General features: G+C 70.8%; 14 protein-coding genes. All 14 read right to left on the bottom strand.

The features are described from left to right. Positions 1-9 precede the first annotated feature (9 nt). Entirely contained in the window at positions 10-1,299 is a 1,290-nt protein-coding gene (locus AB0F77_RS17370) for a DivIVA domain-containing protein (protein WP_361948510.1), read from the bottom strand. A 52-nt stretch (positions 1,300-1,351) separates the two neighbouring features. Beyond that, positions 1,352-1,636: a YggT family protein gene (locus tag AB0F77_RS17375; RefSeq protein WP_067014924.1), complete on the bottom strand. Its 285-nt coding sequence runs from the start codon at positions 1,634-1,636 to the stop codon at positions 1,352-1,354. 51 nt (positions 1,637-1,687) lie between these two features. Next, positions 1,688-2,329: a cell division protein SepF gene (gene sepF, locus AB0F77_RS17380; protein WP_361948513.1), complete on the bottom strand. Its 642-nt coding sequence runs from the start codon at positions 2,327-2,329 to the stop codon at positions 1,688-1,690. A 129-nt stretch (positions 2,330-2,458) separates the two neighbouring features. Next, positions 2,459-3,178: a YggS family pyridoxal phosphate-dependent enzyme gene (locus tag AB0F77_RS17385; protein WP_361948516.1), complete on the bottom strand. Its 720-nt coding sequence runs from the start codon at positions 3,176-3,178 to the stop codon at positions 2,459-2,461. Positions 3,179-3,184: 6 nt separating this feature from the next. Then, positions 3,185-3,913, bottom strand: a complete 729-nt coding sequence (pgeF, locus tag AB0F77_RS17390) for a peptidoglycan editing factor PgeF (RefSeq protein ID WP_361948519.1) — start codon at positions 3,911-3,913, stop codon at positions 3,185-3,187. After that, the gene (gene ftsZ / locus AB0F77_RS17395) at positions 3,910-5,112 is read right to left on the bottom strand and encodes a cell division protein FtsZ (protein WP_361948522.1); all 1,203 of its coding nucleotides are present in this window, start codon (positions 5,110-5,112) and stop codon (positions 3,910-3,912) included. The genes pgeF and ftsZ overlap by 4 nt, the downstream gene beginning before the upstream one ends. Before the next feature lie 278 nt (positions 5,113-5,390). After that, complete coding sequence (locus tag AB0F77_RS17400) at positions 5,391-6,185, bottom strand: FtsQ-type POTRA domain-containing protein (protein ID WP_361948525.1); 795 nt, start codon at positions 6,183-6,185, stop codon at positions 5,391-5,393. Positions 6,186-6,211: 26 nt separating this feature from the next. Next, positions 6,212-7,300, bottom strand: a complete 1,089-nt coding sequence (murG, locus tag AB0F77_RS17405) for an undecaprenyldiphospho-muramoylpentapeptide beta-N-acetylglucosaminyltransferase (protein ID WP_361948528.1) — start codon at positions 7,298-7,300, stop codon at positions 6,212-6,214. Positions 7,301-7,306: 6 nt separating this feature from the next. Beyond that, positions 7,307-8,671 carry a putative lipid II flippase FtsW gene (gene ftsW, locus AB0F77_RS17410; RefSeq protein WP_361948531.1) on the bottom strand — a complete coding sequence of 455 codons (1,365 nt, stop codon included), beginning with the start codon at positions 8,669-8,671 and terminating at the stop codon, positions 7,307-7,309. 75 nt (positions 8,672-8,746) lie between these two features. Beyond that, the gene (gene murD, locus AB0F77_RS17415; RefSeq protein WP_361948534.1) at positions 8,747-10,165 is read right to left on the bottom strand and encodes a UDP-N-acetylmuramoyl-L-alanine--D-glutamate ligase; all 1,419 of its coding nucleotides are present in this window, start codon (positions 10,163-10,165) and stop codon (positions 8,747-8,749) included. Beyond that, the gene (gene mraY / locus AB0F77_RS17420; RefSeq protein WP_361948537.1) at positions 10,147-11,220 is read right to left on the bottom strand and encodes a phospho-N-acetylmuramoyl-pentapeptide-transferase; all 1,074 of its coding nucleotides are present in this window, start codon (positions 11,218-11,220) and stop codon (positions 10,147-10,149) included. Before mraY ends, murD begins: the two co-directional genes overlap by 19 nt. Then, positions 11,217-12,632, bottom strand: coding sequence for a UDP-N-acetylmuramoyl-tripeptide--D-alanyl-D-alanine ligase (gene murF / locus AB0F77_RS17425; protein WP_361948540.1), 1,416 nt, complete (start codon positions 12,630-12,632; stop codon positions 11,217-11,219). The genes mraY and murF overlap by 4 nt, the downstream gene beginning before the upstream one ends. Before the next feature lie 4 nt (positions 12,633-12,636). Beyond that, the gene (locus AB0F77_RS17430; RefSeq protein ID WP_361948543.1) at positions 12,637-14,292 is read right to left on the bottom strand and encodes a UDP-N-acetylmuramoyl-L-alanyl-D-glutamate--2,6-diaminopimelate ligase; all 1,656 of its coding nucleotides are present in this window, start codon (positions 14,290-14,292) and stop codon (positions 12,637-12,639) included. Between the two features lie 36 nt (positions 14,293-14,328). Next, positions 14,329-16,323 carry a penicillin-binding protein 2 gene (locus AB0F77_RS17435; RefSeq protein WP_361948546.1) on the bottom strand — a complete coding sequence of 665 codons (1,995 nt, stop codon included), beginning with the start codon at positions 16,321-16,323 and terminating at the stop codon, positions 14,329-14,331. Positions 16,324-16,328: the final 5 nt, after the last annotated feature.

Here is a 16,328-nt window from a genome sequence, read left to right on the forward strand (position 1 = left end):
TCAGGCCACTCAGTTGTCGTCCTCGTCGATCAGGAACCCGCGCATCGGCGAGGGAGCCTGACCCATCGGGGACGGACCCTGCGGGCGCACCGGCGCCATCGGCTGGGTCATCGCCGGGGACATCTGCTGCTGGCCGCCGTAGGACGGACCCGCCGGGGCGGGGCCACCCATGCCCTGGTTGCCGCCGTAGGACGGGGCGCTCGCGCCGGCCGGGGCCATCGAGGGCGCCGGGGACGGCGGGAGGGAGGGCGCCGTCGGGGTGCGCGGCGGGGCGAGCGAGTCGTCGGCCTGGGTCTCCAGCTGACGCAGCTGCGACTCCAGGTACGACTTCAGGCGCGTGCGGTACTCGCGCTCGAAGCCGCGCAGGTCCTCGACCTTGCGCTCCAGCGTGGCGCGCGCGGACTCCAGGGAGCCCATGGCGACGCGGTGCTTCTCCTGCGCGTCCCGCTCCAGCGCGTCGGCCTTGGCACGGGCGTCGCGCTCCAGACCCTCGGCACGGCTGCGCGCCTCGCCGACGATCTTGTTGGCCTCGGAACGGGCCTCGGCGATCGCCTGGTCGGCGGTCTGCTGGGCCAGCGAGAGGACTCGGGCGGCACTGTCGCCACCGGGGCCCTGACCGGGGCCGCCCATGGGACCACCCATGGGGCCGCCCATCGGACCACCCATCTGCTGCTGCATGGGCGGCTGACCGCCCATGGGGCCCTGGCCCATCGGACCCTGACCCATCTGGCCCTGGCCCATCGGACCTTGACCCATGGGTCCCTGACCCATGGGACCGGGACCCTGCGGACCCGGACCCTGACCGCCCGGGCCGGCGGGCAGCTGCGGGGCACCGCTCGGCAGCTGGGGCGGACCACCCATGGGGCCACCCATCTGCTGCTGCGGCGGGCCAGATATGCCGGCGGGCACCGGAGCGCCCGGACCTCGCATACCCTGCTGAGGCATGCCACCCGGAGGCATTCCACCCTGAGGCATGCCGCCCTGGGGCATTCCACCCTGCTGGGGCATACCCTGCTGGGGCATTCCGCCCTGCTGGGGCATTCCGCCCTGCTGCGGAGGCATGCCGCCCTGCTGCTGGTCCTGGGGCTCCGGAGGCTTGCGCATGTTCTGCTGGTTCTGCGCTGCCGCACGGGTCGCCGCGGCCAGCTTGGCCCGCAGGTCCTCGTTCTCACGGAGCAGACGGGTCAGCTCGGCTTCGACCTCGTCGAGGAAGGCATCGACCTCGTCCTCGTCATAGCCTTCTCGGAGGCGGACGGTCGTGAACTGCTTGTTCCGCACGTCCTCGGGGGTCAACGGCATCTCTTCACCTCAACGTAGTCTTCGGCATCGGCAAGACGGTAGTTCACATCGCTCACAGCCGGCTCACGATCGAGATCAGGATGTAGACGATGATCATCAGTACGAAGAAGGACAGGTCGAGCGCCACGCCCCCGAGACGCAGCGGCGGAATGAACCGCCGCAGAAGCTTGAGCGGTGGATCGGTGACAGTGTAGGTGGCCTCAAGAACGACCACCATCGCCTTGCCGGGCTGCCATGAGCGGGCGAACTGGAAGACGTAGTCCATGACCAACCGGAAAATGAGCACGATGAGGAAGCACATCAGCGCGATGTAGACGACATCCAGGACCACGCCCATGACCCGTGTTTCCCTCTCCCCTGTTTCCGTGCCTCTTGCCGGTGTTGCGTCTCAGCTCTGGTTGAAGAACCCGCCCTCTGCGATACGGGCCTTGTCCTCCGCCGTGACATCGACGTTAGCAGGCGACAACAGGAACACCTTCTGCGTCACCCGCTCGATGCTGCCGTGAAGACCAAACACCAAACCGGCCGCAAAGTCGACAAGTCGCTTGGCGTCTGTGTCATCCATCTCAGTCAGATTCATGATCACCGGTGTGCCCTCACGGAAGTGTTCCCCGATGGTACGGGCCTCGTTGTAGGTCCGGGGGTGGAGCGTGGTGATCCGGTACGGCTCTCGTTCCGACACGACCTTGGGCATGATCACCGGCGCGTTCTTCTCCAGGGACTGACGTTCTTGTGTGATGGACGCCACGGGTGCGATGCGCGCCGGGCGGCCGGATTCCGCGGGTAGCGAAGTCGCGTGGGACACCGGGTCGCGCGGCGCCGGAGGCTGCACCACCCGTACCGGTTCGTCCCTTTGGGGCTGGTGTGCACCATGTGACTGGTGTGACGGCTCGTGCCGCCGGTGGTCCCGCTCCGGCTCCGGGTCCAGTTCGGGCTCGAAGTCGTCGTCGGGGTCGAATCCCCGGCCGTCGTACCCATCGTCCTCCACGAGGCCGAGGTAGACCGCCATCTTGCGCATCGCGCCGGCCATGCTCTGAGTCCTCCGCTCTGTGGTGGATCGACCGACTACCGCCAAGTGCCCGCGATCCACGTGGCCTTCATGTCCACCTTTCGGCGACATTGACCATATTTTCTGCTGTGGTCCGACTTCTTGGCGACGTTACCCGAGCCTGGGGCGGACTCCGAGTACCGCGGTGCCGACGCGCACATGTGTCGCTCCGGCCGCCACGGCCTCCTCGAGGTCCGCACTCATCCCCGCGGACACCATGTTCGCAGCCGGATGGGCTCGGCGCAGGTCGGTCGACAAATCCATCAACCGCCCGAACGCATCGCGTTGACGCCCGGCGTACTCCCCGGTGAGCGGGGCCACGGTCATGAGTCCGCCGAGCCTGAGACCCGGGGCGTCCGCGACGAGGCCGGCCAACTCCTCGACCCCGCCGGGCGCGACGCCCCCGCGTTCACCCCGCCCGTTCTCGTCCGCGTCGAGCGCGACCTGGATCAGACAGCCGACCTCGCGGCCCGCCCGCTCCGCCTCCTTCGAGAGCGCGGTGACGAGCCGGGCCCGGTCGACGGACTGCACGACATCGGCGTAGCCGACCACGGAGCGCACCTTATTGGTCTGCAACTGGCCGACGAAGTGCCAATCGAGGGGCAGATCCGCGCATTGCGCGGCCTTGGGCGCCGCGTCCTGGTCCCGGTTCTCGGCCACATGACGCACACCGAGTTCCGACAGGATCCGCACATCACTCGCCGGGTAGGTCTTGGTGACCACGATCAGGGTCACCTCCTCCCGCTTGCGGCCGGCCGCCGCGCACGCGGCGGCGATGCGCTCCTCCACCTTCGCCAGGTTCGCGGCGAGTTCACCCTTACGGTCCGTCATGCCCCATCAGTCCAGCCACACATAGCCCGCGAGCCGCCCGGTGGTGCGGTCGCGGCGGTACGAGAAGTGGTCGTGCGACTCCAGCGTGCACACCGGCGACTGCTCCCGGTCGCGCACCCCGAGCCTTTCGAGCTGCGCGTGCACCCCGGCGCTCACGTCGACCGCCGGTGTGCCCCAGCTCGTCTCGGAGTGCGCCGCCGGCTCGACGGCGCTCACGTCGGCGCGCATCCGCTCCGGCACCTCGTAGCACCGGCCGCAGACCGCGGGTCCGGTGCGGGCGACGATCCGGGCCGGGTCCGCACCCAGTTCCATCATCGCGCGCACGGCCGCGGGGACGACCCCGGCGACCATGCCGGGCCGTCCCGCGTGGGCCGCGGCGGCGACCCCCGCGACGGGGTCGGCGAGCAGGACGGGGGTGCAGTCGGCGGTGAGCACGGCGAGGGCGAGCCCCCGCCGCACGGTGACGATGGCGTCGACCTCGGGCACCGGGCGCTCGCCCCAGGGGCCGTCGACCACAGTGACGTCGGCGCCGTGCACCTGGTTCATCCAGACCACGTGGGCCGGGTCGAGGCCGAGCGACTTGGCGGCCAGCTCCCGGTTGGTCCGTACCACCTCGGGGTCGTCGCCGACCGCGCCGCCGAGATTGAGCTCCTCGTACGGAACGGCGCTCACCCCGCCCCACCGGTCGGTGAAGGCGAAGTGCGCGCCGTTCGCGGTGTCGCGCTGTCCTATCACTTCAGGAAGTCCGGCACGTCCAGCTCCTCGGCGGCGCTGTCCGCGTAGGTCCGCGGCGCCGGCGGGATGGGCGGGGCGACCGGGGCCTCGTTCACCGGGGCGGAGACGGGCTGCGGGTCCTCCTTCGGCGTCACGCTGCCGAGCGAGCCGAAGGAGGGGCGGCTCTCCTGCTGCCGCGCCGGGGCGGGCTCGTCGCGGCGGGCCGAGGAGGACGAGGACGAGCCGATGACGTTCTCCCGGCGGGCCGGCGGCTGTCCGCCGTCGAAGCCGGCCGCGATCACGGTGACCCGGACCTCGTCGCCGAGCGCGTCGTCGATGACCGCGCCGAAGATGATGTTGGCCTCGGGGTGAGCGGCCTCGCTGACCAGCTGGGCGGCCTCGTTGATCTCGAAGAGGCCGAGGTCCGAGCCGCCGGAGATCGACAGCAGGACGCCCCGGGCGCCGTCGATGGACGCCTCCAGGAGCGGCGAGGAGATCGCCATCTCGGCGGCGGCCACCGCGCGGTCGTCGCCGCGGGCCGAGCCGATGCCCATGAGGGCCGAACCGGCCTCGGACATGACCGACTTGACGTCGGCGAAGTCGAGGTTGATGAGGCCGGGCGTGGTGATGAGGTCGGTGATGCCCTGGACACCGGAGAGGAGGACCTGGTCGGCCGACTTGAAGGCGTCGAGCACCGAGACCTGGCGGTCCGAGATGGACAGCAGCCGGTCGTTCGGGATGACGATGAGGGTGTCGACCTCTTCGCGGAGTTCGGCGATGCCGTCCTCGGCCTGGTTGGCGCGGCGCCGGCCCTCGAAGGTGAAGGGGCGCGTGACCACGCCGATGGTGAGGGCGCCCAGGGAGCGGGCGATGTTGGCCACGACGGGCGCGCCGCCGGTGCCGGTGCCGCCGCCTTCACCGGCCGTCACGAAGACCATGTCGGCCCCCTTGAGGACCTCCTCGATCTCCTCACGGTGGTCCTCGGCTGCCTTGCGGCCGACGGCCGGGTTGGCACCGGCGCCGAGTCCTCGCGTGAGTTCACGGCCGACGTCCAGCTTAACGTCGGCGTCGCTCATCAACAGCGCCTGCGCGTCGGTGTTGATGGCGATGAACTCGACGCCCTTGAGACCGACCTCGATCATCCGGTTGATGGCATTGACACCACCGCCGCCGACACCGATGACTTTGATGACTGCGAGGTAGTTCTGCGGTGCTGCCACGTCGAAGGCCTCTCGCCTCGAGTTACGTGTCGCCGCTTCGCTGTCCTGCCGCGATCCGACGACTGATGCCGAATGGGACGGTCCGAGTGCCGACCCGAACCCTAAAGCTGAAGTTTAGGGTTACCAGTGTGCCTGTTCCTTGGAGTCTTCTGAACAGGACACTAAGTCGACAAGTGGCGCACGTTCAACGAACACGCCGAACCTCCCGTTTTTCTTTTCACCCTATGTGATCAGGCACGGCGGTGCCCAACCAGGGTGCTGGCCTGCGCTGATGTGCGTCAACTCCCCGATGACGCGGGGGCGGTGGGAGCACTGACGTCGAAGTGCCGTGCGCCGGGGGCGGCTTTCATCAGCGCCAGGAGGGCACGGGCCTTGGTACGCCCGTTCTCCCCGCTCCCCCACGCGACCGTGCGGCCCCCGCTCAACTCCAGTGAGATGTCGTCGTAGGAGACGACCTTGACGGTCCGGGCGTCCCGGGCGACCGCGGCTGGAATCACACCCGCGACGTCCACCGCTTCGCGCACGAGACGGTCGGTTCCGAATCGGCGCAGACTCGCGGTGGCCGAACCGGAACGAGAAACAGCCAATTCCAGTTCCGGAACTCGCCGGGGAGCCTTCGGAACCGTGGCGAACCGGACACCTTCGTCGTCCACTTCGACGAACTTCCCGTCCTTCCGGATCACCAGGACGGGAGTACGCTCGGTCACTTTCAGGCCGATTCCGCCGGGCCAGGAGCGGGCGACGTCCACATGGTCGATTCGCGGCAGTTCGCGCAGCAGCCGGGCCTCGATCGCGTCCGTGTCGACGGAGACGAGAGGCTCCCCGAGGGGGACTTGGGCGGCTGCTCGGACCTGGGCGGGTGTCAGCACGCGGGTGCCGGAGACGGAGACGCGCTTCGCCCGCAGCCACGAGGAGCCGTACAGCAGCCAGATGGTTCCGGCGCCGACGAGGACAACAACTACCGCCAGAATGACGATCGTACGAAAGCGTGGCCGACGCAGCCGCCGGACGAGCGGCGGGCCGGACGACCCCCGCTGGCGTTCACCGCGCTCGGCGGTGGTCGGTCCGGCCACGCTCACTGCCCTTTCGTCATACGGTCCTAACGGCGCGAGGCGATGGCCTCGTACACCATGCCGACGAGCAGCTCGTCGGCGTCCCGGCGGCCGAACTCACCGGCGGCACGGGACATCTCGTACAGCCGGTGCGGGTCGGCGAGCACGGGCAGGACGTTCTGCTGGATCCACTCCGGGGTCAGCTCCGCGTCGTCGACCAGCAGCCCACCGCCGGCCTTGACCACCGGCTGGGCGTTCAGCCGCTGTTCACCGTTGCCGATGGGCAGCGGGACGTAGGCGGCCGGGAGTCCGACGGCGGAGAGTTCGGCGACGGTCATCGCGCCCGCGCGGCAGAGCATCATGTCGGCCGCGGCGTACGCGAGGTCCATCCGGTCCAGATAACCTACCGGGATGTACGGGGGCATACCCGGCATCTGGTGCACCTGCGGCAGTTCGTTCTTCGGTCCGACCGCGTGCAGGATCTGGATGCCGGCCTGCTGGAGCCACGGGGCGACCTGCTGGATCACCTCGTTGAGGCGGCGGGCGCCCTGCGAGCCGCCGGAGACCAGCAGCGTGGGCAGGTTGGGGTCGAGGCCGAAGCGGGCGCGGGCCTCCGGGCGCGCCGCGGCGCGGTCCAGGACGGCGATCGAGCGGCGCAGCGGGATGCCGATGTAGCGGGCGTCACGCAGCTTGCTGTCGGGGGTCGAGACGGCGACCCGGGCCGCGTAGCGCGAGCCGATCTTGTTGGCCAGGCCCGGCCGGGCGTTGGCCTCGTGGATCACGATGGGCACACCGAGGCGCTTGGCGGCGAGATAGCCGGGCAGGGCGACGTAGCCACCGAAGCCGACCACGGCGTCCGCCTTGGTGCGCTCCAGGATCTGCTCGGCGGCCTTGATCGTGCCGCGCAGCCGGCCCGGGACGGTGATCAGCTCGGGGGTGGGCTTGCGGGGCAGCGGCACGGCCGGGATCAGCGCCAGCTCGTAGCCGCGCTCCGGTACGAGCCTGGTCTCCAGGCCCCGCTCCGTGCCCAGGGCCGTGATCCCCACGGTCGGGTCCTGCCTGCGCAGGGCGTCCGCGAGGGCGAGCGCGGGCTCGATGTGGCCCGCGGTACCCCCGCCGGCGAGTACGACATGCACCGAAATTCACCGCTCTCCGGACGGGCGCGCCACCGAGGCACGCCGTCGCATCGTGTTCCATCTCCGGGGTTCCCGGTCCAGCACAGCACCCCCGGCCCCCCGCTTTCTACCAAAGCGGGGTTGCCGCATCGCAAGCGCCGCCCGCGCAGCGGGCTCGTCTCGTGCGAACGCGATCAGCAGCCCGATGGCGAACATGGTCGGCAGCAGGGCGGACCCTCCGTAGGAGAACAGCGGGAGCGGGACGCCGGCGATCGGCAGCAGACCGAGCACCGCACCGATGTTGATCACCGCCTGGGCGGTGATCCAGGTGGTCACGCCTCCCGCGGCATACCTCACGAAGGGGTCCTCCGTGCGTCCGGCCACGCGGATACCCGCATAGCCTAGAGCCGCGAAGAGGGCGAGCACCGACAGTGTCCCCGCGAGGCCCAGTTCCTCACCGGTGACGGCGAAGATGAAGTCGGTGTGGGCTTCCGGGAGTTGCCCCCATTTCTCCACACTCGCGCCGAGTCCGGAACCGAAGAGGCCCCCGGAGGCAAGGGCGTAGATGCCGTGCACGGCCTGCCAGCAGCTGTCGCCCGGCCCGGGTTCGGTGGCGCCGATGCACTGGAGGCGGGCCATCCGGTTGGGGCTGGTCTTGATCAGGATCACACCGATGGTGACGGCGACCGAGAGCACGCCGACGAACAGCCGGGTCGGCGCCCCGGCGAGCCACAGCAGGCCGAACAGGATCGCCGTGAGGATGATCGCCGTGCCCATGTCGCCGCCGAGCATGATCAGCCCGAGCAGCAGGAAGGCGACCGGGACCAGCGGCACCAGCATGTGCTTCCACTGGGCCAGCAGCTTCCTCTCGTGCTTGCGCGCGATGAGGTCGGCGCCCCACAGCACGAGCGCGAGCTTGCCGAACTCGCTGGGCTGGATCTGGAAGGAGCCGCCGAGCGAGATCCAGTTCTGGTTGCCGTTGACCGACATCCCTATCCCCGGGATCTGCACCAGGGCCATCAGGAAGACGGCGCCCGCGAGGATCGGGTAGGCCAGCGCCCGGTGCAGCTTCACCGGCATCCGGGAGGCGGCGAGCATCAGGCCGCCGCCGAGGACCGCGGCCAGGAACTGCTTGCGGAAGAAGTACGAGCCGGGCAGCGACAGCTGGAGCGCGGTGATCTGCGAGGCGGAGTACACCATCACCAGACCGAGCACGGTGATCAGCAGACTGCCGCCGAGGATCAGGTAGTACGCGGTCAGCGGCCGGTCCCACGCCTTGCGGGCGCGCGTGTACAGCCGCAGCACGGGGTGGTCGCGCGGGATGCCCGGAACCGGGGACCGCCCGACGGCCCGCTGCACGGGCGGCCGGCCCCCGGTGCGGCTACCGGGCATGGCCGGCTCCGCGGAGCTCCGTCTGCCTGGACGATCCCACGCGTCCCTCCCAAGGTCGCCCGGCAGGCGGCCGGGTCAGGCGTCGAGTTCGCGAACCGCCTGCGCGAACGCGTCACCGCGCTTGTTGTAGTTGGTGAACATGTCCATGGAGGCGCAGGCCGGGGCCAGCAGCACCGTGTCACCGGCGACGGCGAGGCGCCGGGCCTCCTGGACGGCCTGGAGCATCGCCCCAGTGTCGGTCCGGGCGAGGTCGACGACGGGTACTTCCGGCGCGTGTCGCGCGAGGGCTTCGCGGATCAGCGCCCGGTCCCTGCCGATGAGGACGACGCCCCGCAGCCGCTTCGCCGACCGGGCGACGAGCTCATCGAAGGCGGCGCCCTTGGCGAGTCCGCCGGCGATCCACACGACCGACTCGTAGGCCGCCAACGAGGCTTCCGCCGCATGGGTGTTGGTGGCCTTGGAGTCGTCGACGTAGGCGACCCCGTCCACGTCGGCGACGTGGGCGATGCGGTGGGCGTCCGGGGTGAAGGCCCGCAGACCGTCCCGTACGGCCGTGGCGGGCACCCCGAAGGCGCGGGCGAGGGCCGCCGCGGCGAGGGCGTTGGCGACGTTGTGCGGGACGGGCGGGTTCACGTCGGACACCAGGGCCAGCTCCTGGGCGTTCTTCTGCCGGTTCTCGACGAAGGCACGGTCCACCAGGATGCCGTCCACGACGCCGAGTTGGGAGGGGCCCGGCGTGCCCAGGGTGAATCCGACGGCGCGGCAGCCCTCCTCGACGTCGGCCTCGCGCACCAGGTCCTCGGTGCGCTTGTCGGCCACGTTGTAGACGCAGGCGACCCGGTTGCCCTCGTAGACGCGGCCCTTGTCGGCGGCGTACGCCTCCATGGAGCCGTGCCAGTCGAGGTGGTCGGGCGCCAGGTTGAGGACGACCGCGGAGTGGGCGCGCACGGAGGGCGCCCAGTGGAGCTGGTAGCTGGAGAGCTCGACGGCGAGGACGTCGTAGGTCTCGTCGCCCAGGACCGCGTCGAGGAGCGAGACGCCGATGTTGCCGACGGCGGCGGTGCGCAGGCCCGCCGCCTCCAGGATGGCGGCGAGCATCCGGACGGTGGTGGTCTTGCCGTTGGTGCCCGTGACCGCGAGCCAGGGCGCCGCGTCGGGACCGCGCAGCCGCCAGGCCAGCTCCACGTCGCCCCACACGGGTACGCCCGCCCGCCCGGCCGCCGCGAAGAGCGGCTTGCCGGGCTGCCAGCCGGGCGCGGTGACGATCAGCTCGGTGCCCTCCGGCAGGGTGTCGCCGTCACCGAGGCGGACGGTGACGCCGAGCGCCTCCAGCTCCGCGGCCTGCGCCCGGGCGCGTTCGTCGTCGCCGTCGTTGACGACCGTGACGACCGCGCCGAGGCCGTGCAGGACCTTGGCCGCCGGTACCCCGGAGACGCCGAGTCCGGCGACGGTGACGTGCTTGCCCTGCCAGTCGGTCACTTGTCTGCTGCCCATCCCGCGTAGAAGAGGCCCAGTCCGACGATCACACAGATGCCCTGAATGATCCAGAACCGGACCACCACAAGGACTTCGGACCAGCCCTTGAGTTCGAAGTGGTGCTGGAGTGGCGCCATCCGGAAGACGCGCCTGCCGGTGAGCCGGAACGAGCCGACCTGGATCACGACCGACATCGTGATGAGGACGAACAGACCGCCCAGGATGGCCATCAGCAGCTCGGTGCGGGAGCAGATCGCGAGGCCCGCGAGCACACCGCCGAGCGCCAGCGAACCGGTGTCGCCCATGAAGATCTTCGCCGGCGAGGTGTTCCACCACAGGAAGCCCAGGCAGGCGCCCATCAGCGCGGAGGAGACCACCGCGAGGTCGAGCGGATCGCGCACCTCGTAGCAGGCGTTGGGGTTGGTCAGGGTCGTCGCGTTGGCGCAGGACTCCTGCCACTGCCACACGCCGATGAACGTGTACGCGCCGAAGACGAGCACGGAGGCGCCGGTGGCCAGACCGTCCAGACCGTCGGTCAGGTTCACGCCGTTGGACATGGCGAGGATCATGAACAGCGCCCACACGACGAACAGCACCGGGCCGATCGTCCAGCCGAAGTCCGTGATGAACGACAGCTTCGTGGAGGCCGGGGTGTTGCCGCGGGCGTCCGCGAACTGGAGCGAGAGCACCGCGAAGGCGATGCCGCCGAGCAGCTGGCCCGCCATCTTCGCCTTGGCCCGCAGACCCAGCGACCGCCGCTTCACGATCTTGATGTAGTCGTCGAGGAAGCCGACCAGGCCCATGCCGGTCATCAGGCCCAGCACCAGCAGGCCCGAGTACGTCGGCGGATTGCCGGTGATCACCTTCGACAGGAAGTACGCCGCGATCGTCGCCAGGATGAAGGCGATGCCACCCATCGTGGGCGTACCGCGCTTGCTGGCGTGCTCCCGCGGGCCGTCGTCGCGGATGTACTGACCGTAGCCCTTGCGTGCGAGGAGCTTGATCAGCAGCGGCGTGCCGATCAGGGTCAGGAAGAGGCCAATGACTCCTGCGAACAGGATCTGCTTCATCATCGGGCAGCGACCTCACCCTCGGCCCCGGCCGAGAGCAGCGCCTGCGCGACGCTCTCGAGACCGACCGAACGGGACGCCTTCACGAGTACGACGTCTCCCGGGCACAACTCGCTGCGCAACAGGTCGACCGCCGCCTGCGCGTCGGACACGTGCACCGACTCCTCACCCCACGAACCCTCGTTATATGCGCCCAGTTGCAGCCAGGACGCTTCCCTGCCCCCGACCGCGACGAGCTTGCTGACGTTGAGCCGGACGGCGAGCCGCCCGACCGCGTCGTGCTCGGCGAGCGCCTCGTCCCCGAGCTCGGCCATCTTGCCGAGCACTGCCCACGTGCGGCGCCCCTTGCCCATCGCCGCGAGCGCGCGCAGAGCGGCTCGCATGGACTCGGGGTTGGCGTTGTAGGCGTCGTTGACGATGGTCACGCCGTCAGGGCGCTCGGTGACCTCCATCCGCCAGCGGGAGAGGGAGCCCGCCTCGGAGAGCGCGGTGGCGATCTCGTTCGGGGACATCCCCAGCTCATGGGCGACGGCGGCCGCGGCGAGCGCGTTCGACACGTGGTGCTCACCGTACAGGCGCATGGTCACATCGCTTGCACCGGAGGGTGTGTGAAGCCTGAACGAGGGCTGCCCGGTGTCCGTGAGTCGCACGTTCTCGGCCCGTACGTCCGCTTCGGCCGACTCTCCGAAAAGGAGCACCTTCGCCTCGGTACGGGAGGCCATGGCGCGGACCAACGGGTCGTCGGCGTTGAGGACGGCCACCCCGCCCGCGTCCGCCGGCGGCAGCGCCTCGACGAGTTCGCCCTTCGCCTGCGCGATCTGCTCGCGGCCGCCGAACTCGCCGATGTGGGCGGTCCCGACGTTCAGGACGAGGCCGATCCGAGGGGGTGTCAGACCGGCGAGGTAGCGGATGTGCCCGATGCCGCGGGCGCCCATCTCCAGCACGAGGAACTTCGTCTCCTCGGTGGCGGACAGGGCGGTCAGCGGCAGCCCGATCTCGTTGTTGAGCGAGCCGGGCGTGAACACGGTGGGCGCCTTGCGCCGGAGCACCTGGGCGATCAGGTCCTTGGTGCTGGTCTTGCCCGCGGAGCCGGTCAGGGCCACGAGGGTGGCGCCGAGGCGGGCCACGACGTGCCGGGCGAGGGCGCCGAGGGCGGTCTGGACGTCCGCCACGACGATGGCGGGCACGCCGACGGGGCGCGACGCCAGTACGGCGACCGCGCCCGCCCCGACGACCGCCGCCGCGAAGTCGTGGCCGTCCACCCGTTCACCGACGAAGGCGGCGAAGAGGCTGCCGGGTCCCGCCTCGCGGGAGTCCCGGACGACCGGCCCGGTGACCAGGACGGACGGATCCGGTATGTCGTGCGTCTGCCCGCCGACGACTTCTGCGATCTCGGCGAGGGAGAGGGCGATCACAAGTTCATCCCTGGGTCTTCTGGATAGCTTCGCGGAGCACCTGGCGGTCGTCGAAGGGACGGACCACTCCGGCGATGTCCTGGCCCTGCTCGTGGCCCTTGCCTGCGACCAGCACGGTGTCCCCGGGCTGTGCGCGCCCGACGGCGGCGGCGATCGCGGCGGCCCGGTCCTCGAACAGGAGCACCTCGCCGCGTTCGTGCGCGGGCACGGAGGCCGCGCCCTCCAGCATGGTGGCGAGGATCGCGAGGGGGTCCTCGGAGCGGGGGTTGTCGGAGGTCAGTACGGCCGTGTCGGCGAGCCGGGCCGCGGCGGCGCCCATCGGGGCGCGCTTGGTGCGGTCGCGGTCGCCGCCGCAGCCGAGGACGATGTGCACCTGGCCCTTGGTGACCTTGCGCAGCGCCTTGAGGACCGACTCGACGGCATCGGTCTTGTGGGCGTAGTCGACGACCGCGAGGTAGGGCTGTCCGGCGTCCACGCGCTCCAGCCGGCCCGGCACGCCCGGCACGGCCGCGATGCCGTCGGCGGCGGCCTGCGGGTCGAGCCCCGCGGCGGCCAGGGCGACGATCGCGGCGAGCGTGTTGGCGACGTTGAACGGGCCGGGCAGCGGCGAGCGGGCGGCGACGCGCTCGCCGCCGGGGCCGACGGCCGTGAACGTCGAGTCCATCGGGCCGACATGGACGTCCTGGGCCCGCCAGTCGGCGTCCGGGTGGCCCTCGGCGGAGTACGTGACGACCGGGACGCCGGCCTCCCGGACGAGCCTGCGGCCGTACTCGTCGTCGGCGTTGACCACACCGCGTTTGCTGCGTGCGGGTGTGAACAGCTGGGCCTTGGCCTGGAAGTAGTCCTCCATCCCGGAGTGGAACTCCATGTGCTCCGGGCTGAGGTTGGTGAACACGGCGATGTCGAAGACGCAGCCGTCGACCCGGCCGAGGACCAGGGCGTGGCTGGAGACCTCCATGGCGACCGCCTCGACGCCGCGTTCGCGCATGACGGCGAACAGGGCCTGGAGATCGGTGGCTTCGGGGGTCGTGCGCTCGGACTTGATGCGTTCGTCGCCGATGCGCATCTCGACCGTGCCGACGAGCCCGGTGGACCTGACGGTGCGCAGGCCGCCCTCGACGAGGTAGGCCGTGGTGGTCTTGCCCGAGGTGCCGGTGATGCCGATCTGGAGCAGGTCGTCGCCGGGGCGGCCGTAGATGGTGGCCGCGAGTTCGCCCATCCGCGCGCGGGGGTCGTCGGCCACCAGGACCGGCAGGCCGGTCGCGGCGGCGCGCTCGGCGCCCGTGGGGTCGGTGAGGACGGCGACCGCGCCGAGGCCGGCGGCCTGGGTGACGAAGTCGGCGCCGTGCAGACGGGCGCCCGGGAGGGCGGCGTACAGGTCGCCGGGGCGGACGGCGCGCGAGTCGTGGGTGATGCCCGTGACGTCGGCGGCGGGCCGTGGCGCGGCGACACCCAGCTGATCGGCGAGCTCCGCGAGGGGTGTGGCGGAGACCTGTTCCGGCCGTGGCGGTCCCGGGTGGGTCACGGAAGCGCCCTTCTGGGTGGTTTGGGACTGATCAGCGTGTGGCACGGCGGTGAGCGTACCGGGCGTGACCGCCGCGGGGCGAAGCGAGGGCGTGGACGGGTCGTGGTTCCCGGGGTCGGGAGTGATCGTTGTCACGGGCTGGTTCCTGGTGCTCTTTCCCTGGGGTGCCGGTCACGGCTTGTAGGTGACGGGCAGCTTGGCGGGCGCGGCGCCGGTGGGCGGGATCTGGAGGGTCTTGAGGGCGAACTCCATCACCTCCTTGTAGATGGGGCCGCAGATCTGGCCGCCGAAGTAGCTGCCCGACGTGGCGTTCTGGATGGCGCAGTACACGGTGATCCGGGGCTTGTCGGCGGGTGCGAACCCGGCGAACGACGAGGTGTAGCCGTGATACTTGCCGGTGGCCGGATCCACTCGGTTGGCGGTGCCGGTCTTGCCCGCGACCCGGTAGCCGGGGATGCGTGCCTTGGTGCCGGTGCCCTCCTCGTCGTCGACGACGGACTCCAGCATGTGGGCCAGGGTCGTGGCGGTCTTCTCGCTGACCACGCGGGTCTTCGCGGGCTGCGGCGAGGGTGCGAAGCGCCCGTCGGCGCCCCGCTCGCCGCGCACCAGGGTCGGTTCGACGCGGACGCCGCCGTTGGCGATCGTCGAGTACACGGAGGCGGCCTGCATGGCGTTGAGCGACATGCCCTGACCGAAGGGGATCGTGTACTGCTGCGACGTGGACCACTTGTCGGCGCTCGCGAGGATGCCCCGGGTCTCGCCGGGGAAGCCGAGTCCGGTGTAGCTGCCGAGGCCGAACTTGTGCAGGTACGAGTAGAGGACCTGGTTGGCCTGCGCCTGCGTCCTGCCGAGCTGGCCGGTGGCCAGGATGGTGCCGATGTTGCTGGACTTGGCGAGGACGCCGTTGAGCGTGAGGTACCAGGTGGCGTGGTCGACGTCGTCCTGGAAGAGCCGGTCGCCGCGGTGCAGCCGGTTCGGCACGACAACATGGGTGAGCGGCGTGGCGGCGTTCTCCTCCAGGACGGCCGCCATCGACATGATCTTGGCGGTGGAGCCGGGTTCGAAGGCGTCCTGGAGGGCGGCGTTGCCGAGCGCGGCGGGGTCGGCCTTCGACAGGTCGTTGGGGTCGAAGCCGGGCGAGTTGGCCATGGCGAGGATCTGGCCGGTGCGGGTGTCCTGGACGATGACGTAGCCGCGGTCGGCCCTGGACTTCTTCACCTGCTCGGTGATGGCGTTCTGGGCGGCCCACTGGATGTCGCGGTCGATGGTCAGCTCGACGTCGGTGCCGGGCACGGCGGGGGTCTCGGTGGAGCCCGCGGTGGGCACCTCGCGGCCGCCGGACTGGGCGTAGCGGATCTTGCCGTCCTTGCCGGTCAGCTTCTTGTCGAGCTGCTGCTCGATGCCTCCGCCACCCTTGCCCTCGGCGTTGACCCAGCCCAGTATCCCGGCGGCGAGGTCGCCGTTGGGGTACACGCGCTGGCTGCTGGGGTCGGAGAAGACTCCGGCGAGGACGTTGACGGTGGACTTGTCGGTCTGCGCCTTCTGGGAGAGCGCGGACTTCAGGTCCTTGATCTGCTTCCAGACCTGCGGGGTCTGCCGGCCGGCGAGCTTGACGTAGCGGGCGTCCTTGTTCCGGGGCCGCAGCTTCTTGACGAGGTCGGCCTGGTCCTGGCCGAGGATGGGCGCGAGGAGCGCGGCGGCCCGTTCGGGGCCGTCGCCGATGTGGAGCTGCTCGCGGGTGAACATCGTCGGGTCGGCCGTGATGTCGTTGGCGTCCTCGCTGACGGCGAGGGCGACGCCGTTGCGGTCGGTGATCTCGCCGCGCTCGGCGGCGAGGGTGTGCACGACGTACCGGTTCAGCTCGGCCTTGGCGGCGTAGGCGCCGGCGTCCACGGCCTGCACCTGGAGGAGGCGTACGACGAAGGTCAGCAGCACCAGGCCCAGCGCGAGGCCGACCAGGCGCAGCCGGGGGCGGGGACTGCCGAGCCGCAGGACGGGCGGGGCCGGGGGCCTGCGGGGACCGCTCGGGCGCCGGACCGGCCGGGCGCCGGGCCCGGGGCGCCGCGGTGTGCCGCTCGCGACACGGCGGGGGTCCGCGCGCTGCCGGGGCGTGAGCGGTTTGGCGGGGCCGGGCACACGACGGCGCGGCGGTTCCCTGTCGGACACTTCCG

The organism is Streptomyces sp. NPDC026672, from assembly GCF_040638185.1.
Lineage (GTDB): Bacteria > Actinomycetota > Actinomycetes > Streptomycetales > Streptomycetaceae > Streptomyces.